The sequence below is a fragment of the Streptomyces sp. H27-H5 genome (genome assembly GCF_026627505.1).
Taxonomy (GTDB): Bacteria; Actinomycetota; Actinomycetes; order Streptomycetales; family Streptomycetaceae; genus Streptomyces.
In genome coordinates, this window is sequence record NZ_JAPNLK010000005.1 from 21,364 (window position 1) to 44,094 (window position 22,731).

Annotated in this window: 11 protein-coding genes; 7 read left to right on the forward strand and 4 right to left on the reverse strand. The window is 72.5% G+C overall.

The features are described from left to right. The first annotated feature begins 52 nt into the window (after nt 1-52). Both OTB19_RS03325 and OTB19_RS03330 read left to right on the forward strand, forming a co-directional pair. On the forward strand, nt 53-10,972 hold the full coding sequence (locus OTB19_RS03325; RefSeq protein WP_267796379.1) for a non-ribosomal peptide synthetase: 10,920 nt from the start codon (nt 53-55) through the stop codon (nt 10,970-10,972). Beyond that, entirely contained in the window at nt 10,959-12,659 is a 1,701-nt protein-coding gene (locus OTB19_RS03330; protein ID WP_267796380.1) for an ABC transporter ATP-binding protein, read from the forward strand. The genes OTB19_RS03325 and OTB19_RS03330 overlap by 14 nt, the downstream gene beginning before the upstream one ends. Before the next feature lie 85 nt (nt 12,660-12,744). Here OTB19_RS03330 and OTB19_RS03335 read toward each other — a convergent pair whose 3' ends face one another. Next, nucleotides 12,745-13,854, reverse strand: coding sequence for an alpha/beta hydrolase-fold protein (locus OTB19_RS03335; RefSeq protein WP_267796381.1), 1,110 nt, complete (start codon nt 13,852-13,854; stop codon nt 12,745-12,747). Between the two features lie 278 nt (nt 13,855-14,132). On the opposite strand from OTB19_RS03335, the gene OTB19_RS03340 reads away from it, so the two are divergent. The 4 genes from OTB19_RS03340 (at nt 14,133) to OTB19_RS03355 (ending at nt 18,255) form a co-directional block, all read left to right on the forward strand. Beyond that, nucleotides 14,133-14,345: an MbtH family protein gene (locus OTB19_RS03340; protein ID WP_267796382.1), complete on the forward strand. Its 213-nt coding sequence runs from the start codon at nt 14,133-14,135 to the stop codon at nt 14,343-14,345. A gap of 618 nt (nt 14,346-14,963) precedes the next feature. After that, nucleotides 14,964-16,115: a bifunctional glutamate N-acetyltransferase/amino-acid acetyltransferase ArgJ gene (argJ, locus tag OTB19_RS03345; RefSeq protein ID WP_267796383.1), complete on the forward strand. Its 1,152-nt coding sequence runs from the start codon at nt 14,964-14,966 to the stop codon at nt 16,113-16,115. Nucleotides 16,116-16,135: 20 nt separating this feature from the next. Further along, nucleotides 16,136-17,044, forward strand: coding sequence for an acetylglutamate kinase (gene argB, locus OTB19_RS03350; protein WP_420716786.1), 909 nt, complete (start codon nt 16,136-16,138; stop codon nt 17,042-17,044). Further along, a complete protein-coding gene (locus tag OTB19_RS03355; protein WP_267796385.1) occupies nt 17,041-18,255 on the forward strand; it encodes an acetylornithine transaminase in 1,215 nt (404 codons plus the stop codon). The genes argB and OTB19_RS03355 overlap by 4 nt, the downstream gene beginning before the upstream one ends. Before the next feature lie 20 nt (nt 18,256-18,275). Here the strand turns inward: OTB19_RS03355 and OTB19_RS03360 are convergent, their stop codons facing one another. The 3 genes from OTB19_RS03360 to OTB19_RS03370 all read right to left on the reverse strand — a co-directional run bounded on the left by OTB19_RS03360 (nt 18,276) and on the right by OTB19_RS03370 (nt 21,737). Beyond that, on the reverse strand, nt 18,276-19,211 hold the full coding sequence (locus tag OTB19_RS03360; RefSeq protein WP_267796386.1) for a MerR family transcriptional regulator: 936 nt from the start codon (nt 19,209-19,211) through the stop codon (nt 18,276-18,278). A 252-nt stretch (nt 19,212-19,463) separates the two neighbouring features. Next, nucleotides 19,464-19,979: a GNAT family N-acetyltransferase gene (locus OTB19_RS03365; protein ID WP_267796387.1), complete on the reverse strand. Its 516-nt coding sequence runs from the start codon at nt 19,977-19,979 to the stop codon at nt 19,464-19,466. A 300-nt stretch (nt 19,980-20,279) separates the two neighbouring features. Then, on the reverse strand, nt 20,280-21,737 hold the full coding sequence (locus OTB19_RS03370; RefSeq protein ID WP_267796388.1) for an MFS transporter: 1,458 nt from the start codon (nt 21,735-21,737) through the stop codon (nt 20,280-20,282). Between the two features lie 139 nt (nt 21,738-21,876). Here OTB19_RS03370 and OTB19_RS03375 point away from each other — a divergent pair, with 139 nt between their 5' ends. Further along, complete coding sequence (locus OTB19_RS03375) at nt 21,877-22,698, forward strand: helix-turn-helix transcriptional regulator (RefSeq protein ID WP_267796486.1); 822 nt, start codon at nt 21,877-21,879, stop codon at nt 22,696-22,698. Nucleotides 22,699-22,731: the final 33 nt, after the last annotated feature.

Genomic DNA, 22,731 nt, shown 5'->3' on the forward strand with positions numbered 1-22,731 from the left:
CCTAATTTAGGTTAGGCTGGCCTCAGTACCTTGGAAGGGTGTTGAGTCTTCAATGATGGAACCGAGCGCTCGTCTCGTGCTGATCTCTCCCACGCGCCTGGCAGACGTGCGCCGGCGCACCGGCGGACACACCGACCGGACCATCGCCGAGGCCTGCGCCATCGCGCTGGCGTACTGGGCGACGGGCAACAACCCCGACGGCATCGACCTCGTCCCCGGCACGCTCTTCGCGGACGTCCTCGGATGGGTCGACAACGGCGGCACCGCGCCGAGCGGTTGGCAGGTCGGCGAGGCCGGCCCGGACGGGACGGGCATCAGCGTCCCCGAGGGCGTCCTGCCGTCCGACGCGCAGCTCGCGCTCGACGACCTGGCCGACTTCCCGGACCGGCCGATCGGCACCATCAGCCCGTCCGGCGTGGCGGAGCGGCTCACCACCCTGGCCCGGTGGAACGACACCCGGGCCGACCGGGTCCGGCCGACCATCGTGGAGATGTTCCACGAGCAGGCACGGCTGCGGCCGGACGCGGTCGCCGTCATCGACGAGGACCGGTCGCTCACCTACCGCGAGGCGGCCGAGCTGTCGGCCCAGCTGGCCCACCACCTGATCGGACGCGGACTCACCGCCGAACAGGTCGTCGGCATCTCGCTGGGCCGCAGCGCCGACATGGTGATCGGCCTGCTCGGTGTGCTGCAGGCCGGCTGCGCGTTCGTACCGCTGGACCCGCAGTGGCCCGCCGCGCGCCGAGCCGTCGTCATCGACGACGCGAAGGTCGTGGTGCAGCTCAACGACTCCGGCGAGCACGATCCCGCCGAACCGGCCGCCGTCGCCGTCGACCTCGACGACTGGCGGTACGCCGAGCAGCCCACCGAGGACACCGGCGTCACCGTCCACGGCGACTCGCTCGCCTACGTGATCTTCACCTCGGGTTCGACCGGGCGGCCCAAGGGCGCGATGATCCGCCACGAGGCCATCAGCGAGCGCCTGTTGTGGCAGGTCGACGAGATCCTGGGCTTCGGCCACGACGACGCGTCGCTGTTCAAGGCACCCCTGTCGTTCGACATATCCATCAACGAGATCTTCCTGCCGCTGGTGTGCGGCGGCCGCCTCGTGGTCCTGCGGCCCGGCGGCGAACGCGACCCGCACCACCTGCTGAGCGTCATCGCCGAGCACCGCGTCACCTTCACCTACCTCGTCTCGTCCATGTTGGACGTCCTGCTGGAGATCGCCGGCGACTCCGACCGCCTCGACAGCATGCGGCACGTGTGGTGCGGCGGCGAGGTGCTGACCCCGGAGCTGTACGAGCGCTTCCGCACCCGCCTCGACATCCCCATGTACCACGGCTACGGCCCGGCCGAGACGACCATCGGCGTCTCCCACGTCATCTACCGGGGCGAGGCGGAGCGCCTGTCCACCTCCATCGGCAAGGCCAACCCCAACACCCAGCTCTACGTCCTCGACGACGAGCTGCGCCCGGTCCCGGTCGGCGTCGGCGGCGAGCTCTACGTGGGCGGCTTCCTCCTGGGACGCGGATACGTGGGCGCCCCCGGCCTGACGGCCTCCCGGTTCGTGGCGAACCCCTTCGCGAACGACGGCTCCCGGCTGTACCGGACCGGCGACCTCGCACGGTTCGCCCCCGACGGCTCGCTGGACTTCCTGGGCCGCGCGGACAACCAGATCAAGATCCGCGGCATGCGGCTCGAACTCGAAGACGTCGAGATCGGCCTCGCCGAACACCCCGGGGTGCGGCACACCTGCGTCATCGCGAAGAAGAACAGCGCGGGCGGCACCTACCTCGTGGGATACGTCATCCCCGCCGCCGGCAGCGAGGCGCTGCGGGCGGACGAGGTCAAGGCGTGGGCCGTCGAGCACATGGTCGAGTACATGGTGCCCGCCCACGTCGTCGTGATGACGGAGTTCCCGCTCACCGCGAACGGCAAGCTCGACCGGCGCGCCCTGCCCGAGCCCACCATCGTGACCGGCTCGTACCTGCGGCCCTCCACCGACGACGAGCGCGCCGTGTGCGCGGCCGTCGCATCGGTCCTGCGGCTGGAAGAGGTCGGCGTCGACCAGGACTTCTTCATGCTCGGCGGGGACAGCATCCTCGCGATCTCCCTGCTGAGCGCGCTGCGTGACGCGGGCCTCTACGTCACCGCGGGGCAGATCTTCGCCAACAGCGTCCTCGGCGCGCTCGCGGCGGTGGCGAGCCGCGAGGACGCGGGCCGCCCGGACCGCGGCGACGTCGCGACGGGTTCCGTCACGGGATCGCCCATCGTCCAGTGGCTCGGCCAGACCACCGACGCGATCGACGGCTTCGTGCAGTCGGTCGTCCTGAACACCCCGGCCGGCCTCTCCGCCGAAGCCCTCGACGCGATCCTCACCTCCGTCGTGGCCCGACACGACATGCTGCGCGCACGGCTCGTGCGCGGGGTCCGCTGGAGCTTCGACATACCGGAGGCCGACGGGAAGCCGGCCGGCCTCCAGGAGAGCGACCTGCCGCTCGACGCGTGCGTGGCCCTCGCCACCGAGGGGCTGGACCCGGACAACGGCGTGATGCTGCGGGCCGTGTGGCGCCGCGAGGCACGCCAACTGGTCCTCGTCGTCCACCACGTGGTGATCGACGGCGTGTCCTGGCGGGTCCTCATGGAGGACCTGGCCACGGCATGGCGCCAGTACTCCGCCGGCGAGACGATCGAACTGCCTGTGGTCGGAACGTCGTTCCGGCGCTGGACGCAGCTCCTCGCGAACGCGGAGTTCGACGAGGACCGCGCCCACTTCGAACAGCCCCTCCCGGGCCCTGACGCGCCGCTCGGCAGGCGGGCACACACCGAGGCCGACACGGTCGAGCGGGAGCGGGAGCGGACCGTCACGGTCGGCGCCGAGGTCACCGCCGCCCTGCTGGGCGAGGTCCCGGCCAAGTTCCACGCCGGCGTCAACGACGTCCTGCTGACCGCGCTCGCCGTCACCCTCGCCCGGTGGCGCCGCGACCGCGGCCAGGAGCAGACGTTCGCGCACATCGAGCTGGAGGGCCACGGCCGCGAAGGCCGCCACGTGGCGGGTTCCTCCGGCGTCGAGCCGGACCTGTCGCGGACCGTCGGCTGGTTCACGACGCTGTTCCCGGTGTCCGTGGACCCGGGCACGGCCGACGACTTCACCGCCCCCGAGTACCTCACCGCCGCCCTCAAGGCGGTCAAGGAAGACCTCGCCCGCGTGCCGGGCAACGGTCTCTCCTACGGCGCCCTGCGATACCTGGCCGACGCCGCCTTCACGACCCCCGCACCCCAGGTCCTGTTCAACTACCTGGGCCGGTTCGACGCGGGCGCGTCCGGCGACTGGCAGCTCTCGGGAGCCACCGGACAACTCGGCGAGAAGCGCGACCCCAGGATGAGCCTGCCGCGCGCCCTGGAGTTCAACGCGATCGCCGAACCCGCCGCCACCGGCGAGTACGAACTCGTCACCACCATCACCTGGCCCGACGGGATGTTCAGCGACACGGACATCGACACGATCGGCGGATACTTCCGGGCGGCCCTCGCCGGGCTGGCCGCGCTCGACCAGGGCGGCCACACGCCCAGCGACTTCCCGCTGGTGCGGCTGACCCAGGCCGACGTCGACGACCTGGACGGCCCCACGCTGCGCGCCGTCCTCCCCCTGACCCCGCTGCAGGAAGGCCTGTACTTCCACTCGGTCTTCGACGACGACTCCGCGGGCAGCTACGTCGAACAGCAGCTGCTGACGCTGGAGGGCGACCTCGACGCCGACCGGCTCGCGGCCGCGACCACCAGGCTGCTCACCCTTTACCCCAACCTGGCCGCCCGGTTCACGGCCCTCGCCGACGGCCGTGTCGTCTCCGTACTGGAGAGCGGGGCCGAGGTGCCCTTCACCACCCTCGACCGGCCCGGCATCACCGACGAGGAGATACGCGACCACGCCGAGCGGGACCGCCGCGCCGGATTCGACCTGGCCACCGGCCCGCTGATGCGGTTCACGCTGATCCGCGACGCGGAAGCCGGCCGCGCCGTCCTGGTGCAGACGGTCCACCACATCATCGCCGACGGCTGGTCCGTGCCCCCGATGCTCCGCGCGCTGCTCGCCGAGTACCACGCGCCGGGGAGCAGGTACCCGCTGAGCGGCTTCCCCGACTACGTCGCCTGGCTCGCCGGACGCGACGCCGACGAGAGCGACCGCGTCTGGGGCGCCGAACTCGCCGAGCTGCCCGGCCCCTCGCTGGTCGCCAAGGACCACACCCCGTCCGACCGGTTCGCCGACACTTCCGCGGAGCCCGCCGACGACGTCGACGCGGCCGCCCGGGCGGCCGGCGTGCCGCTCAGCGTGGCCGTGCACAGCGCCTGGGCGTTGACCCTCGGCGGCATCCTGCACTCCGGTGACGTGGTGTTCGGTTCCACCGTCTCCGGTCGCGACGCGGACGTCCCCGGTATCGGGGACATGGTCGGCCTGTTCATCAACACCGTCCCGCTGCGCGCCCGTTGGGCCGCCAACACCACGGCGCGCGACCTGCTGTCCTCCGTGCGCGAACACCAGGGCGCGGTACTGCCGCACCAGCACGTCTCGCTGGCACGGATCGGCCGCCAGGCCGGCGTCGGCTCCCTCTTCGACACCCTCGTGGTGTTCGACGTGGCGACCGACGTGTCCGCCCTGCGCCGCCCCGGCGACACGCTGGCCATCACCGACCTCGTCAACGAGGGAGCCCCCCACTACCCGCTGACCCTGGTCGTGGAGCGGTCCCTCGACGGTCGACCGCGCTTCAACCTGATCTACGACGGCGAACTGCTGCGCGAGAGCAGCGCCCAGGACATCCTGCGCACGTTCACGCACACCTTCGCCGGCCTGCTCGCCCGGCCGGACGCCCCGGTCGCGAGCCTGCTGCCGGAGGGCGCCCGCACGCCCGCACCGATCGCCCCGACCACCCTCGGCGCGCTCTTCGACGCCGCGGCCGACCGGGACCCGGCGGCCACCGCCGTCACCCAGTGCGCGCTCGACGGCGCCACCCGGTCCCTGACCTACGGGGAACTGGCCGCCGCGAAGAACGAACTGGCCGCCGCCCTGCGCGCGTCCGGTGTCCGCCCGGGCCGACGCGTGGCCGTGGCCGTGCCGCGCACCATCGAGCAGGTCGTCGCCCTCGTCGCGATCGTCAGCGCGGGCGGCGCGTACGTCCCGCTCGACATGGCCTACCCGGACGAGCGGCTGGAGTACGTCCTCGCGGACTCCGTGCCGCAGGTCGTCCTCGTCGACCCCGGGCAGCGGGACCGCTTCACGACCCTGCTGGAGAAGGCCGGCGTCACCGCCCGCGTCCTCGTCCAGGGCGACGAGGTGCCCGAGGACGCCGCGGTCGCCGCGGCGCAGGCGGTCGGCCCGCACGACCCCGCGTACGTGATCTACACCTCCGGCTCCACCGGCCGCCCCAAGGGCGTCGTCGTCCCGCACTCCAGCGTGGTGACCCTGCTGGCCAACACCCGGCCGAACATGGGCTTCGGCCCGGACGACGTGTGGGTCCAATTCCACTCGTACTCCTTCGACTTCGCCGTCTGGGAGCTGTGGGGCGCCCTGGCGCACGGTGGCGAGCTGCTCGTCCCCGACTACGGTCTGACCCGTTCCCCGGTCGACTTCCACCGGCTGGTCCGCGAGCATGGAGTGACCGTCCTCAACCAGACCCCGTCGGCCTTCTACCAGTTCGTCGAGGCCGACCGGCACGCCGGCGAGCCGCTCCCCGCACTGCGCCGGGTCATCTTCGGCGGCGAGGCACTGGACCTCGGACGACTGCGCGGCTGGGTCGAGCGGCACGGTGCCGCGGCGCCCGAGCTGGTCAACATGTACGGCATCACCGAGACCACCGTCCACGTGACCCACCGGGTCCTGACCGAAGCCGACTTCGGACCCGGCGTCGACGACGTGAGCCCCATCGGCGGTCCCATCCCCGGCCTCGTCACCCACCTGCTCGACGACCGGCTCCGCCCGGTGCCGCCGGGCCAGGTCGGCGCCATCTACGTGGCGGGCGACCAGGTCGCCCTCGGCTACCTGGGCCGGCCGGGCCTCACCGCGGGCCGGTTCGTCGCGAACCCGTTCGCGAACGACGGCTCCCGCATGTACCACACGGGCGACCTGGCCCGCCGAACGCTCGACGGCGAGCTGGAGTTCGCCGGCCGCGCCGACGACCAGGTACAGCTCAAGGGCTTCCGCATCGAGCTCGGCGAGGTCGAGTCCGCGCTCCGGGACCTCGACGGCGTGGTCGACGTGGCCGTCACCGTGGCGGACAGCGGCGACCACCTGGTCGCGCACGTCGTCGGCCGACTGCCCGGCGACCTCCCCGCCCTCCTCGCCGCGAAGCTGCCCGTGCACATGGTGCCCGGCCGCGTCCTGCCCGTGGACTCCCTGCCGCTGACGGTCAACGGCAAGCTGGACCGCAAGGCCCTGATCGAACGGGCCGCGCAGCACGACACCCCGGTGGCCGTCACCGATTCCGCGCTCGCCTCGCTGATCGGCGTCTTCGCCGCCACGCTGTCCCACCCGGCGGCCGACGCCGACACCGACTTCTTCGGCGCCGGCGGCGACAGCATCGTCGCCATCACCGTCGTGAACCGGGCCAGGGCCCTCGGCCTGTCGATCGCCCCCCGCGACGTGTTCCTGTTGAAGACGCCGCGGGCCCTCGCCGAGCACCTGGCGGCGCGCGCGCCGCAGCCCGCGGCGTCCGCCCCGGGCACGACCGTGCCCGTACGCCGCCAGGACGGACCGGTGGCACCGACGCCGATCATCCTGCGCCAGCGCGAACTGGGCGGCTCCCTCGCCCGGTTCGCCCAGGCCAGGACGCTGGAAGTGGCCGAAGGCACCGGGACCGCCGACATCGAGCGCGCCGCGAACGCCGTACTGGCCGCCCACCCCGCCCTGCGGATGCGCCTGCACGCCGAGCACGGCGTCTGGACCCTGCGCACCGAACCCGCCCGCGAGGCCACCGTCCTGCTCGCGGACACCACCGACGCCACGGCCGCCGCCAACGAGGCCGCCGGACGACTCGACCCCGAGTCCGGGGACGTCATCGCGTTCACCCGACTCGCGGCGACCGGCACCCTCGTGATCACCGTGCACCACATCGCGGTCGACGCGGTGTCCTGGCTGATCCTGCTCGACGACATGGAGACCGCCCTGCGGGGCGAGACCCTCGCACCGGCGACCACGTCCTACGCCGAGTACGCCGAGGCGCTCGTCCTGCGGTCCGCCGCCGACATCGCCGACCTCGGGCACTGGGTCGACACCCTCCAGGCGCCCCCGCTGCTGCCGGCGGTCGGCGGGCTGCGCGACATCACCGTGGTCCTGGAGCCCGACGCCGGCGACCGGGTGACGCGCACCGCCCCCGCCGCACTCGGCGTCGCACTGACCGAGCTGCTCTGCGGCGCCCTGCGCACCGCGCTGACGCGGATCCAGCCGTCGCCCACCGATCTCGCGATCGAGCTGGAGCGCCACGGCCGGGTCGAGGCCTTGGAGCACCACGACTACACCCGCACGGTGGGCTGGTTCACCGCCATCGCACCCGTCCGGCTCACCGCGCACACCGACCCGGTCGCGGCGGCCCGCGAACTCGCCGAGCGGCAACCGGACGAGGCCGGGCACACCGCCTACGGCCGACTGCGGTACCTCAACCCGCAGACGGCACCGCTGCTGACCGCCCGCCCGCAGGTGCTGTTCAACTACCTCGGCCGGGGCAGCGAGTCCCGGACGCCGCACATCACCGGCGGCGACCAGGGCAGCCCGTACGCCGTGGAGGTCAACGCCTGGACCGACGCGGCCACGGGCAGCCTGCACGCGACCTTCACCCTCGCCGAGGAGATCCCCGACGAGATCACCGCGCACTGGCTGCACGCACTGGAAGCCATCGCGGAAGCCTCCACGACGGCCGAACGCACGGCGCCGGTCACCGCGCTCCAGCGGGGCCTGTTCTTTCAGGCCCAGATGGCGGGCTCGGCCGGACACTACGTCGCGCAGAGCTGGTTCACCTTCGACCGTCGCCTGGACACGGACGCGCTGGCCGAGGCCATGTCCGCCGTGATCGCACGACACCCGGTCGTCGGCGCCGGCTTCACCACCGACGACGACGGGAACCCGGTCCAGACCCTCAAGGCGGGCCGGCGGGTCGACGTCCACACGGTGGAACTGTCCTGCGACGAGGAGGTCGCGGCCCTGCGCGACCGGGACCGCAACACCGGGTTCGACCCGGCCGAACCGCCGCTGATCCGACTGACCGTCGTCCGGCTGCCCGACGGCCGCGACGGCCTGCTCCTCAGCTACCACCTGCTGCTGTGGGACGGCTGGTCCCGCGGGATCGTGCTGCGGGACCTGTTCGACGCCTACCAGGCCGTCCTGGCCGGCGAGCGACCGAACGCGATCCCGGCCACGCCGGCCTTCGAGGACCACGCCCGGGCGCTCGCCGCCAAGGACCCGGCCGTCTCGGAGCGGTTCTGGGCCGAGCACCTGGCCGGACTCTCCGGCCCGACGCTGCTCGCCGGACCGGCGCCGTCCCTCTCGGACGACCTGCCGCCCGCACTCGTCCACCGGCTCTCCGCCGAGCAGTCGCAGCTCCTGCGGGAGACGGCCAAGACCCACGGGGTCACGCTGAACTCGGTTCTCACCGGCGCGTTCGGCCTGCTCCTGGGCGCCCACACCGGCCGCGGCGACGCCGTGTTCGGCGTGACGGTCTCCGGCCGCGAGGGCGAGGGACTGTCCGACATCGTCGGTGTGCTGCTCAACACCGTGCCCATGTGGACGCGGGCCAGGCCGAACGACACCGTCCGCGACTACCTGTCGTCCGTACAGGCCGCCCGGGTCGAGGCCATGGAGCACGAGCACCTCGGGCTCGGCGAGGTCCAGCGGGCCAGCGGCCACGACACCCTGTTCGACAACCTGTTCGTGCTCCAGAACTTCCTGGACATGGACGCGCTCTCCGAGATGAACACCCGCCACGGCATCACCGAGGTGAAGTCGGACGACTCCACCCACTACCCGTTCACCTGGGTCGTCACCCCCGGCGACCGGCTCACGATCAAGCTGGAACACCGCCACGGCGACAGCGACGACGCCCGTCGCCTCCTGGACGACTACATCGGCGTCCTGGAGGACCTGATCCGCTCCACGGGACCGGTGGGCGCGCTGCGCGGCCTCGGCTCGCTGCCCGAGCCCGACGCCCGCACGGACATCGGCACCGACACGGTCGTCGACCGGTTCGACCGGGCGGCGGACCGCTCGCCGGAACGCGTCGCCCTCGTCGCCCACGGCCGGAGCATGACCTTCGCCGAACTCAGGGACCGCAGCCGCCTGCTGGCCGGCGTGCTCGCCGGGCGCGGCATCGGACCCGAGAAGACCGTGGGTCTGGCCATCCCGCGCTCGCTGGACTGGATCGTGGCGCTGTTCGCGGTGCTGCGCACCGGAGCCGCGTACGTGCCGCTGGAGCTGGACCACCCGGACGAGCGGATCGCCACCATCGTCGCGGACGCCCGCCCGGAGGTCATCCTCACCGTCGGCGCCGTGTCGCCCCGGCTGACTGGCGACCTGATCGAACTGGACCGCCCCCTCCCGGAGGCCGAGCCGCTCGTGACGTTCGCCCCGGACGACCCGAACCGGCTGCGGCACCCCGCGTACACGATCTACACCTCCGGTTCGACGGGGAAGCCCAAGGGCGTCGTGACCGAGTACGCCGGCCTCACCAACATGCTGATCAACCACCAGCGCCGCATCTTCGAACCGGTTCTGGCGGAGCACGGCAACCGGATCTTCCGGATCGCCCACACCGTGTCGTTCGCGTTCGACATGTCGTGGGAGGAACTGCTGTGGCTCGCCGACGGCCACGAGGTGCACATCTGCGACGAGGAACTGCGCCGCGACGCCCCCGGCCTCGTCGAGTACTGCCGTGAGCACGGGATCGACGTCGTCAACGTGACCCCGACCTACGCGCAGCAGCTGGTGGCCGAGGGCCTCCTCGACAACCCGGACCGGCGCCCCGCGCTGGTACTGCTGGGCGGCGAGGCGGTCACCCCGACCCTGTGGCAGCGGCTCGCCACCACCGAGGGAACGGTCGGCTACAACCTCTACGGACCCACCGAGTACACCATCAACACCCTGGGCGTGGGCACCTTCGAGTGCCAGGACCCGGTGGTGGGCGTGGCCATCGACAACACCGACGTGTTCGTGCTGGACCCCTGGCTGCGACCGCTGCCGGACGGCGTTCCCGGTGAGCTCTACGTCTCGGGCATCGGCATCGCCCGCGGCTACCTCGGCCGGCCGGCCCAGACCGCGCACCGGTTCGTCGCGTCGCCGTTCGGCGCACCCGGCGAGCGCATGTACCGCACCGGGGACCTGGTCGTCCGGCGACCCGACGGCAACCTGATGTACCTCGGCCGCACCGACCAGCAGGTCAAGATCCGCGGCCACCGGGTCGAACTCGGAGAGGTGGAGGCCGCGTTCGCCGCGCACCCGGCGGTACGGTTCACCGCCGCGGTCGCCCAGCCCGACCCGCAGGTCGACGGCGCCTACCGGCTCGCCGCGTACCTCGTGCTCGAAGGGTCCGACCTGGCGACGGTCGCCGCCGAGGTGGGCGTCGCACTGCCGGACTTCCTGCGCCCGACCCACTACGCCCAGGTCGACGCCATCCCGCTGACCGTGAACGGCAAGGCCGACACCAAGGCGCTGCCCGAACCCAAGCCGCTGGGATCGCTGACCACTTCGGGAGAACGCGGCCCGGAGACCGAGACCGAGATCACGATCTGCGAGTTCTTCGCGGAGGCCCTGGACCTGGACGACGACGAAGTGAGCGCGGTGAGTGATTTCGTCTCCCTCGGGGGACACTCCATGCTGGCCGTACGTCTGGTAGGACTACTGCGCCGTGAATTCGGCCCCGTGATCACCATCCGTGATCTGTTCACCCTCCGCACCCCGGAAGCGATTGCCCACCACGTCGATGACAACTCCTGACACGCAGAGGCCCCGCTCGGGGTCCGACATCCTCCGGACGGCCGTCCGCGGCAACGCCGGCGCCATGGTCTGGGGCACGGTGCTCATGGGCCTGTACCAGGCCGGTGAGACCGCCTTCCCCATCGCGCTCGGCCTGATCGTCGACCACACGATGCGCGAGCGGAGCCCGGGGGCCCTGGCCCTCTCGATCGCCGCGCTGGCCGTGATCATCACGACGGTGTCGCTGTCGTGGCGGTTCGGCATGCGCATCCTGCAGAAGGCCAACACGACCGAGGCCCACCGCTGGAGGGTGCGGGTCGCGGCCTGCGGCCTCCAGCCGGTGGCCCGGGACGTCGACCTCAAGTCCGGCGAGGTGCTCACCATCGCCACCGAGGACGCCGACCAGACCGCCGACATCGTCGAGGTCGTGCCCATGCTGATCAGTTCCTCGGTCGCCGTGCTGATCGCGGCGGTCGCGCTGAGCGTGGCGGACCTGCGGCTCGGCCTGCTGGTCATGGTGGGAACCGTGGCGATCCTCTCGGTCCTGAGCGTGATGTCCAAGAAGATCGGCTCCAGCACCAAGGAGCAGCAGGCCCGGGTGGCACGGGCGGGCGCGAAGGTCGCAGACCTGATCACCGGCCTGCGCCCGCTGCACGGCTTCGGCGGCAACCACGCGGCCTTCCGGTCCTATCGGAAGGTCAGCACGGAGGCGAAGCAGCAGGCGATCACCGTCGCCGGTGTCAACGGCACCTACGCGGGCACCGCGCTGGCGCTCAACGCGACCCTCGCGGCCGCGGTGACCCTGATCGCCGGCTGGCTGGCCTTCAACGGGCAGATCAGCATCGGGGAGCTCGTCATGGCCGTGGGCCTGGCGCAGTTCATCATGGAACCGCTCAGGCTGTTCTCGGACATGCCCAAGTACGTGATGATGGCGCGCGCCTCGGCGGAACGGATGGCCTTGGTGCTGTCCGCCCCGCCGGTGGCGGCCTCGGGGACGGCGAGCCCGGACGCGGGCGGCGACCTGGAGATCGACTGCGTCCGGTACGAGTCCCTCCAGGGGCTGAAGTTCCGCGTGCCGGCGGGCGAGTTCACGGCGATCGCGGTCTACCAGCCGCGGGCGGCGGCCGAACTCGCGTCGATCCTCGCCGTGAACGTGCCGCCGGCCGGGTATGAGGGAGTGGTGCGGCTCGGCGGGCAGGACCTCGGTGACCTGTCGGTCGAGGCGGTCCGCGCACACATGCTGGTGAACCCGTACGACGGGGAGATCTTCGCGGGCACGCTCCGGACGAACATCGACCCCTCGGGGACCAGTCGGACGGTGCCCGAGGCCGTCGAGGCGTCCATGCTGACCGATGTCGTCGCCCTGCACCGGCAGGGACTCGACTACGAGGTCCGCGACCGCGGCTCGAACCTCTCCGGAGGACAGCGTCAGCGGCTCTCGCTGGCCCGGGCCCTGGCGGCGGACGCCGATGTGCTCGTCCTGCGCGACCCGACGACGGCCGTGGACGCGGTCACCGAGCAGCTCGTCGCGCGCAACATCGCGAAGCTGCGCCGGGGACGTACCACCGTCGTCATCACCAGCAGCCCGGCCCTGCTGGACGCCGCCGACCGGGTCCTCGTCATGGACGCGGGAGTCGTCACCGCGGAAGGCACCCATCGCGAACTGCTGGCCACCGACCCGGCGTACCGCCTGGCGGTGACCCGGTGACCCGGACCCGGTGATCCGGTGGACCGTTGACCGAAAGGGGCCCGGGGGCCCGGCGATCGCGCCGGGCCCCCGGGCCCCTCGGTCGTCAGGCCAGCGCCCAGGCGACATCCCTGAGCATGGCCTGCCGCCAGCCCGCCCGGTCGTGGCCCGCCGCCGAGCGCGAGACCCGCACGGTCGCACCGGACCGTTCTGTCAGGGTCTCGACCAGCTCGCAGTGGGGACGCATGCGCGTCTCGTGCTCTCCCAGGTCGAAGGCGATCCGCAGCCCGGGCGGTGCGGGGCGTTCGCGCAGGCGCGCGGCGATGGTGCCGCCGATCGGGCCGCCCAGGGGGTCCGGCAGGTCCGAGGCCTCCGGCGTCCACCAGAACGACCCCGACTGGCAGGCGACGCGGGACACCAGCTCCGGGAACTCGGTCGCCGCGTACATCGCGCTCAGCCCGCCGAGGCTCTGTCCGGCGACCACCAACCGGTCCAGGTCGGCGGGTACACCGCACTCCGCCACCAGGGGCAGCAGTTCGTCCTGTACGGCCTCCCACAGTTCCGGCCTGCACCCGAACTCGGCCTGCCGGTCCTTGGCCGGTACGAAGACCAGCGTGACCGGGGGCATGTCGCCTGCGGCGACGGCCGCGTCGAACGCGGTCATGGCCGGGTGCAGGTGCAGCCAGTCGTCGCCGTCGAGCAGCAGGACCACCGGTCCGCCGCCGCCCGACGGGTGGACCCGCACGGTGCGCCGCCCGCCGAGGAGTCCGCCGGCCCACCGGATCCGGGCGCGGGGCAGGGGCAGCACGTCGGCGGCGTCGACGGCCGGCCAGTGCGGCTGCGGGGGAGCGTCCGGGGTGGCGACGATGGACCGGTCACCGCCGGCGCCGACCGGGTTGAACGGATCGGCGTACGACGCGTCACCGGCGAGGAACTGGTAGGTGACCCGGAGCCGCGCGGGCATCGGGACCTCGGCGTACCAGCAGTCGGTGTCACGCCACCGGATCAACGGCACCGGTTCCGACCAGCTCTCGAACTCGACGACCGCGGGGCCGCCGCGCCACAGGAACAGGGTGACCCAATCGCCCTCGCCGAACGGCGCGGACGCGGGCGTCGCGGCCGCCCAGAACGCGTCGGTGCCGGGCGCGTCGTGCAGACCGAACGCGGCGAAGGGTGCCTCCGGGTCGACGGGGGAACCGTGAGAGAGCTCCGTCATGACCGAACTCCCTTGCGGCCGCGTACCGTCCGGAGGGGTCCACCGGAGAATCGGTCCGCGCCGTCCTCGGTGCGGACCCGTTCGCGTGCACCCATCGGTGCCTCCTTGTGAGGGGGAAGGGGAAACGTTAAGGTTAGAATTAGGCGAGCCTAACCTAAGTCAAGCTCTGCTCACTCTCGACCGATTCTCCCCGCGGGCACGGCGCCCGCCGCCGGGCTGCGCGCCGCACGCCCCGACGGCACCCGTCGGTCCCATCGGGCTCCAGGAGGAACCCCACCATGAGCACCAACCCGTTCGATGACGCCGAAGGCCGCTTCCAGGTCCTGGTGAACGACGAGGGCCAGCACTCCCTCTGGCCTTCCTTCGCCGAGGCGCCCGGAGGGTGGGTGATCGCCCTTGAGGAGACCACCCGCGACGCGTGCCTGGAGTTCATCGAGTCCCGTTGGACCGACCTCCGCCCCCGGTCCCTCGCGGCGGCCGTCGACGCCTGACCGAACCGCCCGGAGCCGGCCCGCGCCGCCGGGTCGAGGCGGCCTCCTCGCCGGGGCGGGCCGGCTTCGCGGCGCGATGCGGCCCACCCGGCGGACACCGCTCCGCCGGGCCGGGCCCACCGCCCGTTCCCGCCCTGCCCGTCGGAGGGCCTCGCGGTGGCGGATCGACCACACCGCGCCGGACGCCGGTCGATCTCCCGGGCCGATCGCCCGCCTCGCAGCCCCGCGATCACCGGCGCGCCGCCCTCGGATAAGGGCCGCCGGTCCCGCATCGCCATCGGCCGACCACGGCGCGATGCCCTCCGCCCGAAGGGTCGGATCCCCCCACTCCCGAATGGCCGCCGCGTCCGCGCGACTTCCCGCCCGAACGCCGCCCCCCGCCCTCGCCGGATGGCCGGGCACCTCACTCGGGGCGCCCAAGAGGCTTCCGTACACGCCAGGTTGACGGGGTCGCGCAGGTCGAGTCCCATGTGCATTAGGTTAGGCTAAGCTAAGTGAGCTGAACCGGCCGTGCGCCATCGACACCCGACGAAGGCACCCCCGGTGGCGCGGTGCGCACCATGACATTGCCCTCGGCCTGCCGACACGGCTGGGCCTGCCCACAATTGGAGTGGCTCCGTGAGCGTGACCGCCGCACAGGGATTCCTCGCCAGCGGAGTGACCGCCGGCATCAAGGAATCCGGTGATCCGGACCTGGCCCTGGTGGTGAACCGGGGACCGTCGCGCGCCGCCGCTGGTGTCTTCACCTCGAACCGTGTGCAGGCCGCGCCCGTGCGCTGGTCCCGCCACGCGCTCGCCGACGGGAGGCTCTCCGCCGTCGTCCTCAACTCCGGTGGCGCGAACGCCTGTACGGGACCCGGTGGTACCGAGGACGCCCGGGAGATGGCCGAGCGCACGGCGCGGGCCGTGGACGCGGTCCCGGACGAGGTGGCGGTGTGTTCCACCGGCCTGATCGGCATCCGACTGCCGATGGACCGGGTGACGGACGGCATCGCCGCGGCCGCCGAACGACTGTCCCCCGAAGGGGGCGAAGAGGCCGCCGTCGCGATCAAGACGACCGACTCCGTCCACAAGACGGCAGTCGCCGCCGGCGCCGACTGGACGGTCGGCGGCATGGCGAAGGGCGCCGGCATGCTCGCCCCCGGCCTCGCCACCATGCTGGTCGTCCTGACCACGGACGCCGACGTGAGCGCGGACGTACTCGACTCGGCGCTGCGCGAGGCGGTGCGCACCACCTTCGACCGGGTGGACTCGGACGGCTGCATGTCCACCAACGACACCGTGCTGCTGCTCGCCTCGGGAGCCTCGCGTGTCACGCCCGACCCCGCCGACCTCACCGCTGCCGTCCACGCCGTGTGCCAGGACCTGGCACGCCAGTTGGTGGCGGACGCCGAGGGCGCCTCGAAGGAGATCGAGGTCGAGGTCGTCGGCGCGGCCTCGGAGGCGGACGCCGTGGAGGTGGGCCGCTCCATCGCCCGGAACAACCTCCTCAAATGCGCGCTGCACGGCGAGGACCCCAACTGGGGCCGAGTGCTGTCCGCGATCGGCACGACGTCGGCCCGCTTCGACCCGGACCTGTTGGACGTGGCGATCAACGGTGTCCGGGTGTGCCGGGACGGATCCGAGGGCGAGCCGCGCGACAAGGTCGACCTGTCCGACCGCCGGATCACCGTCACCGTCGACCTGCGCTCCGGTGACTCCCGCGCCACCATCTGGACCAACGACCTGACGGCCGGGTACGTCCACGAGAACAGCGCCTACAGCTCGTGAACGGGGCGGAGATGACGGAGATGAAGACACCGGCCGCCCTGTCGGTCTCCCCGGACCTCCCGTGGCTGGAGGAGCTCCAGGGCCGGACGGTGGTCGTCAAGTTCGGCGGCAACGCCATGATCGATCCCTCCCTGCACCGCACGTTCGCCCAGGACGTGGTGGAGCTGTGGCACGCGGGCCTGCGGCCCGTCGTCGTGCACGGCGGCGGACCCCAGATCAGCGCGCTGCTCGACCGGCTCGGTCTGGAGGTGCGTTTCGAGGCCGGGCTGCGCGTGACCACACCGGAGACGATGGATGTCGTGCGCATGGTGCTCACGGGCCAGGTCCAGCGCGAACTCGTCGGGGCCATCAACGCCCACGGGCCGTTCGCCGTGGGCATGTCCGGCGAGGACGCGCACACCATGACCGCCGTGCGGCGTCCGGCCTGGGTGGACGGCCGGTCGGTGGACATCGGCCTGGTCGGCGACGTGGTGGCCGTGGACGCCGCGACGATAGGCGCGCTGCTGGAGCAGGGCCGCATCCCCGTGGTGTCACCCGTCGCGCGCGGCGAGGACGGTCAGGTCTACAACGTCAACGCCGACCTGGCGGCGTCGGCCCTGGCCGTGGCCCTCGGGGCCGAGCGGCTGGTGATGATGACCGACGTCGAGGGGCTGTACGCGGACTGGCCGCACAGCGCCGAGGTGATAGATCGCCTGACGGCCGGTGAACTGGACGCACTGCTGCCCGAACTCGCGAGCGGCATGCTCCCGAAGATGGAGGGCTGCCTGCGTGCCGTACGCAACGGCGTCGCCAAGGCGCGCGTCATCGACGGCCGGGTGCCCCACGCACTGCTGCGCGGTGTCTTCACGGAGGAAGGACCCGGCACCACGGTGGTGCCGGACGACGGACGCGGGCCCGAGGGGTCCGGCGGCAAGGAGGACGGCGCGTGACCGCCGACGGCACGACCCGGCTCACCGCCCGCTGGAGCGCGGTGATGATGGACACCTACGGCACGCCCCCGCTGGCCCTCGTCAGGGGTGAGGGCAGCACGGTGTGGGACGAGGACGGCCGCGCCTACACGGACTTCACCGGCGGAATCGCCGTCAACGCCCTCGGACACGCCCACCCGGCCCTGCTCTCGGCCGTCCGGGACCAGGTCGAACGACTCGGCCACGTGTCGAATCTGTTCGTCTCGCAACCGCCCGTCGCCCTGGCGGAACGGCTGCTGGCCCTGCTGGGCAGGCCGGGCCGGGTGTTCTTCGCGAACTCGGGCGCCGAGGCGGTCGAAGCCGCCTTCAAGATCGCCCGCCGGACCGGTCGGACACACGTGGTCGCGACGGAGGGAGGGTTCCACGGGCGCACCATGGGCGCGTTGGCGCTCACCGGCCAGCCGTCCAAGCGGGACCCGTTCCTGCCCCTGCCCGCCGAGGTCACGCACGTCCGCCACGGCGACACGGCGGCGCTCCGCGCGGCCGTCACGGAGCGCACCGCGGCCGTCTTCCTCGAACCGGTGCAGGGCGAGGCCGGAGTCGTCATGCCGCCCGAGGGGTACCTGCGGGCCGCCCGCGAGATCACCCGGGCCACGGGCAGCCTGCTCGTCCTGGACGAGGTGCAGACCGGGATCGGCCGCACCGGCCACTGGTTCGCGCACCAGGCCGAGCCGGGAGCGGAGCCCGACGTGATCACCTTGGCGAAGGGCCTGGGCGGTGGTCTGCCCATCGGCGCCACGGTAGCCTTCGGCGCCGCCGCCGAGCTGCTGACCCCCGGTCAGCACGGTTCCACCTTCGGCGGCAACCCGATCTGCTGCGCCGCCGGACTCGCCGTCCTGGACACCATCGAGAAGGAGGGGCTGCTCGCCCATGCCGTACGGGTGGGGGAGCGGCTCGGGAGCGGCATCGAGGGACTCGCCCACCCGCTGGTCCGAGAAGTGCGGGGCGCCGGGCTGCTCTTGGGCATCGCCCTCCACCGGCCGGTCGCCGCACGGGTCCAACGGGCGGCGCAGGACGACGGGTTCCTCGTGAACGCGGCCGGCGCGGACGTCGTACGGCTCGCGCCCGCCCTGACCCTGCCCGAGGAGCGGGCCGATGCCCTGGTGGCGGCACTGCCCGCGATCCTCGACGCCGCGTACGACCACGACCACCCGGCACCCACCGGCACCTGACTGATCCGGTACCACGCCGACTAGGGCCTGTCCCCGGAAGCGGGTGACTCCCGGGCGGTGAGTTCCTCGGCCAGTTCCATGCAGCGCAGGCGGGCCGGGGAGAAGTCGTAGGGCATCTTTCCGATGGCTTCGAATGCGCTCATGGACCCCTGCCCCCTGCCAGAGCTGTGGCCGTCCTGGTCCTCGTCCTCACCCTCATCAGCGGTAGCGGGGTCGGGGTCGGGGTGCAAGGCGTCCCAGGAGTCGAAGAGCGCATCGTCGCTCCGCGCCAGGCCGGAATCCTCGATGACGGCTTGCAGCACCGTTTCGAAGGAGTGCCGTTCGGCAGCCACCCGGGACACGCGGGGGTCATCGACGTCGATCGTGTCGTCGAGTGCCTCCTCGGCGGCATCCACACGGTCGGATTCCTCCCGCAGTTCCGGGTGGGTGGCCAGGGCGATGAAACGGGTGGCCTGGACGGCCGCACCGAGCGGGCCGAAAATCCGCTCGGTGACCAGCAGGCTGTCCAGGTCCGCCTGGCGCAGGGAGCCCTCGGGCAGGCTCTTGAGGCGGCCGGTGACGAAGTCGGAGAGCAGGCCCATCCTGCTGCCTTCGACGCGCATGCGCCGCACGGCGGTCCGCTGCCGCCGCAGCTCTGCTTCCTGGGCGACGAGGGCCTCCTCCAGCCGCACCAGGATGCGCGCGATGCCGTGGTCGCCGGCGGCACCTGCGGAAGCCGTGTCGGCGAAGGCGTCACGGATGTCGTCCAGGGCAACCCCGGCGTCGGCCATCTTGCGGATCCACAGGAGCCGGATCATGTCGTCGTAGCCGTAGCGGCGGCGGTCGTCACCGCCCCGCTCGGGCTCGGGGAGCAGACCGATCTCGTGGTAGTGACGGATCGCCCGCGGTGTGGTGCCGACGAAGGCCGCCGCGTCGCCGATCTTCACCTGGCGCGGCGGGATGAAGGACGAGTACATGAGCGGGGCCTTCCTCGGTGGGGCGGGACACGAGTCCACCGGACCACATGCCGCTACGGAAGGTGCAACTCCAGGCACTGCGCCCGGCATCCACGCCAGGAGACGCGTGCCCGGACCGCCGCCTCGAACCACACCGCGCGTGTGCCGATCCGGGCCCCACACCTCGACGCCGCCATCTCCGGAGCGGTCCGTACGCCGTCATCCGGCACGGCAGCCGCCAAGTCCCGTACCGGCTGCGGATCTCGCCGGTGCCTACAGGGCGCGCGACAGGACGTGCGCGTTGCGTCCGGGGTCCAGGGATCGCGCCCAGGCGGTCGGCGCCAGGCTCGGGCTGGTCGGGACGAATCCGTGGCGCAGGAAGAGACGGCCACTGCCCGTCGTCGCCGTGAACAGCGTCGCCATCGAGCGGGCGCGCGCCGCGGCGAACGCCGCGTGCAGCAGGCGGGCACCCATGCCCGTGCCCTGCCGGTGGCCCGCGACGCAGAAGTTGTACAACACGCCGGCGGCGGAGTGTTCACGCAGCGCGAGGCAGCCTTCGAGGGTCCCGTCGGGGGCTTGGGCGACGAGGAAGTCGGACGCCCGCGAGAGGTAGAGGGAGAGGGGGCGCTCACGCAGCGCCCCCGCGCGGACGAACGGCCACGAGAGGGCGGCGAGTTCGGGGCCTTCGTCCCGGTGCGCCGGTCGTACGGAGAAGTCGGGGGCGTCGCGGCGCCGGGTGGCGGTGGCGCGGGGCGACGGCGCGGCGGCGGGCAGCGTGGCCGTGGGCAAGGTGTTCCTTCCTCGGTTCCGCCGTGCGCGGTCTGGGGGCGTCCGGACGGAGTCCAGGACGCCGGATCGTCGCGGACCCCCGGCGGAACAGTCGAAGTAAGGTTAGCCTTACCCAGGCGATTGAGCCAAGCCGGCCCGTGCCGACGGCACGGACCGCCGCGCGGCCGGGAACGGGTGGAGAACCGCGTCCGGGTCGGCGGCGGTCCCGCGGAGATCCCGGTCACGGCCCCTGCCCCCCGCGATCGAGGAGAGCCGGAAGGGGCGGCCGCCGGGCCGCCCTCCGACTCCGCCCGGCGTGGTTCACGCGGCGGGACCGGCCGGACCCGGCAGAGCCGAAGCACGGGCGGCCTTCGTGCCCAGGCCCAGACCCAGCGCCACCAGAACCGCCGCCGCGATGACGATCGCCGCGTCGACCGCGAGCACCAGACGGGTTCCGTCGAAGAGCGAGGGACCGGTGGTGGCGAGGACGCCGAGCAGCGGGATCCCGATGGTGATCCCGACCTGCTGGGTGGTGGTGACCAGGCCGGTGGCCAGGCCCTGTTCCGCGTCGCGCACCCCGCTCGTCACGGTGACCCCGTACGAGATGATCGCGCCGAGGTGGCACATGCTGGCCAGCGATACGGCGACGGTCGCCAACAGCGCGCCCGAACCCGTGCCCACGGCGAGCAGCGCCGCGGTGAACACGCCCTGCCCGAACAGCGAGGCGACCAGCGTGCGTCGGGCGCCGAACCGTCCGATGACCCGGGGCGCGTACGAGCCGGCGAGCACCGACGCGAGGCCCTGGACCCCGAACACCAGACCCGTCAGGAACGCCGACAGGTGCAGGGTCTCCTGGAGGTACAGGGTCAGAACGAAGACGACCGTGGACATCATCGAGAAGGTCACCAGCCCGCCGAGGTTGCCCCAGGCCACCGTGCGCCGCTTGAGCATCGGCAGGGAGACGAGCGGGGCGGCGGACCTGGACTCCACCACGACGAAGGCGACGAGCAGGAGCGGACCGGCGATCAGCGTCACCCAGACGTCCGCGCCGTGGAAACCACGCTGGGCGGCCGTGGACAGGGCGTAGATCAGGGCGAGCAGCCCGCCGGTGACCGTGACCGCCCCCGGCACGTCCAGGCGCGGCCGCTCGGGAGTGCGGGACTCGGGCAGCAGGCGCGGGGCGACGGCGAGCACGACGACCGACGCCGCGGCGAGCAGCCCCATCGTGGACCGCCAGCCCAACGTGTCCGTCATGACGCCGCCGAGCACCATGCCGACCGTGAAGCCGAGCGAGAGCAGGGTGCCGGAGATGCCGAGCGCCTTGTCGCGCAGCGGGCCCTCGGGGAAGGTCGTCGTCAGCAGGGACATGCCCGTCGGCACGATGACCGCCGCGCCGAGGCCTTGGAGCACGCGGCCGGTCAGGAAGGACGCCGGGTCCCAGGCGAGAGTGGTGAGCAGCGAGGCGGCGCCGAAGAGCGCGAGCCCGGTGAGGAAGAGCCTCTTGCGTCCGTGGAGATCGGCGATCCGGCCGAAGAGCAGCAGGAAGCCCCCGGAGGGGAGCGCGAACGCGGTGACCGCCCACTGCAAGGCGGACGGGCTCAGGCCCAGGTCCTTGCCGAGGACCGGCAGGGCGACGTTCAGCACGGAGAAGTCGAGCGCCACCATGAACTGGGCGGCGCACAGGACGAAGAGGACGAGTCTGGCCCGGCCGGTGAGCCGGTCGCTCCCCTCGGCGGCCGACTGCGGCCCGGTGAGCGTGGTGTGTGTGTCGATTGCCATGACCACACCCTCGCCGCCCGGGAATGCCCGTGGAGAGTGGGAACTTATCCTGTTGGTGGCACCACCAGGGTGCCGACAGGGGGAGTCCGTGGCCACACCGTTCGACAAGCACCGCCGTTCCGAGCTGCGCGAGTTCCTGATGAGCCGGCGGGCCCGGATCACCCCGGCGGTGGCCGGACTGCCGGACGGCGGGGCCCGCCGCCGCACCCCCGGGCTGCGCAGGGAGGAGGTCGCCGTCCTCGCCGGGGTCGGGGTCTCCTGGTACCAGTGGCTGGAGCAGGGCCGTGACATCACCGTCTCCCCTCAGGTCCTCGACGCGGTGGCCCGGGTCCTCAGGCTGACCAGCGCCGAACGCCGGCACCTGTACGTGCTGGCCGGGCTCAATCCGCCCGTTCTCGAAGTGGCGGCGGCCGACCGGGACATGTGCCACGGGCTGAAGCGGTTGATCGACGCGTGGATGCCGTTCCCCGCGCACATCATGGACGTCTACTGGAACACCGTGATGTACAACGACGCGGCCGCCCTGGTGCTCGGCATGCGCCCGGAGATCGTGCAGAACTGCCTGATCGCCTTCTTCACCGACCCCCTCTACCGGGCCCGTTCCAAGCACTGGGAGGAAGTCGCCTGCCACGTCGTCGCCCAGTTCCGGGCGGCGTGCTCGGAGTGCCCCGACGACGAGGGGTTCCGCTCGGTCGTGGAGGAGGCCAAGGAGGCCAGCCCGGAGTTCACCGAGCTGTGGGAGCGGCGGGACATCCGGCCCGGCGGACTGCTCCGCAAGGAGATCGAGCACCCCGTCGTGGGCGCGCTCTTCTTCGAGTCGACCCAACTGCGCGTTCCGGCCCGCCCCGACCTGGGGATCGTCCTGCACACCCCGCTGCCGGAGGCGGCCACGGCGGAGAAGCTGGACTGGCTGACGTCGCCGGAGGGGCGGCGGGGGGTCATGTACCCGCTCGCGGGCTGAGCCCCCGCCCGGGCCCGCGTCCTATGATGCGGA

Coding starts and splice junctions, on each gene's coding strand:
- OTB19_RS03325 (WP_267796379.1), top strand. CDS start 53: ATGATGGAACCGAGCGCTCGTCTCGTGCTGATCTCTCCCACGCGCCTG.
- OTB19_RS03330 (WP_267796380.1), top strand. CDS start 10,959: ATGACAACTCCTGACACGCAGAGGCCCCGCTCGGGGTCCGACATCCTC.
- OTB19_RS03335 (WP_267796381.1), bottom strand. CDS start 13,854: ATGACGGAGCTCTCTCACGGTTCCCCCGTCGACCCGGAGGCACCCTTC.
- OTB19_RS03340 (WP_267796382.1), top strand. CDS start 14,133: ATGAGCACCAACCCGTTCGATGACGCCGAAGGCCGCTTCCAGGTCCTG.
- argB (WP_420716786.1), top strand. CDS start 16,136: ATGAAGACACCGGCCGCCCTGTCGGTCTCCCCGGACCTCCCGTGGCTG.
- OTB19_RS03360 (WP_267796386.1), bottom strand. CDS start 19,211: ATGTACTCGTCCTTCATCCCGCCGCGCCAGGTGAAGATCGGCGACGCG.
- OTB19_RS03370 (WP_267796388.1), bottom strand. CDS start 21,737: ATGGCAATCGACACACACACCACGCTCACCGGGCCGCAGTCGGCCGCC.
- OTB19_RS03375 (WP_267796486.1), top strand. CDS start 21,877: ATGAGCCGGCGGGCCCGGATCACCCCGGCGGTGGCCGGACTGCCGGAC.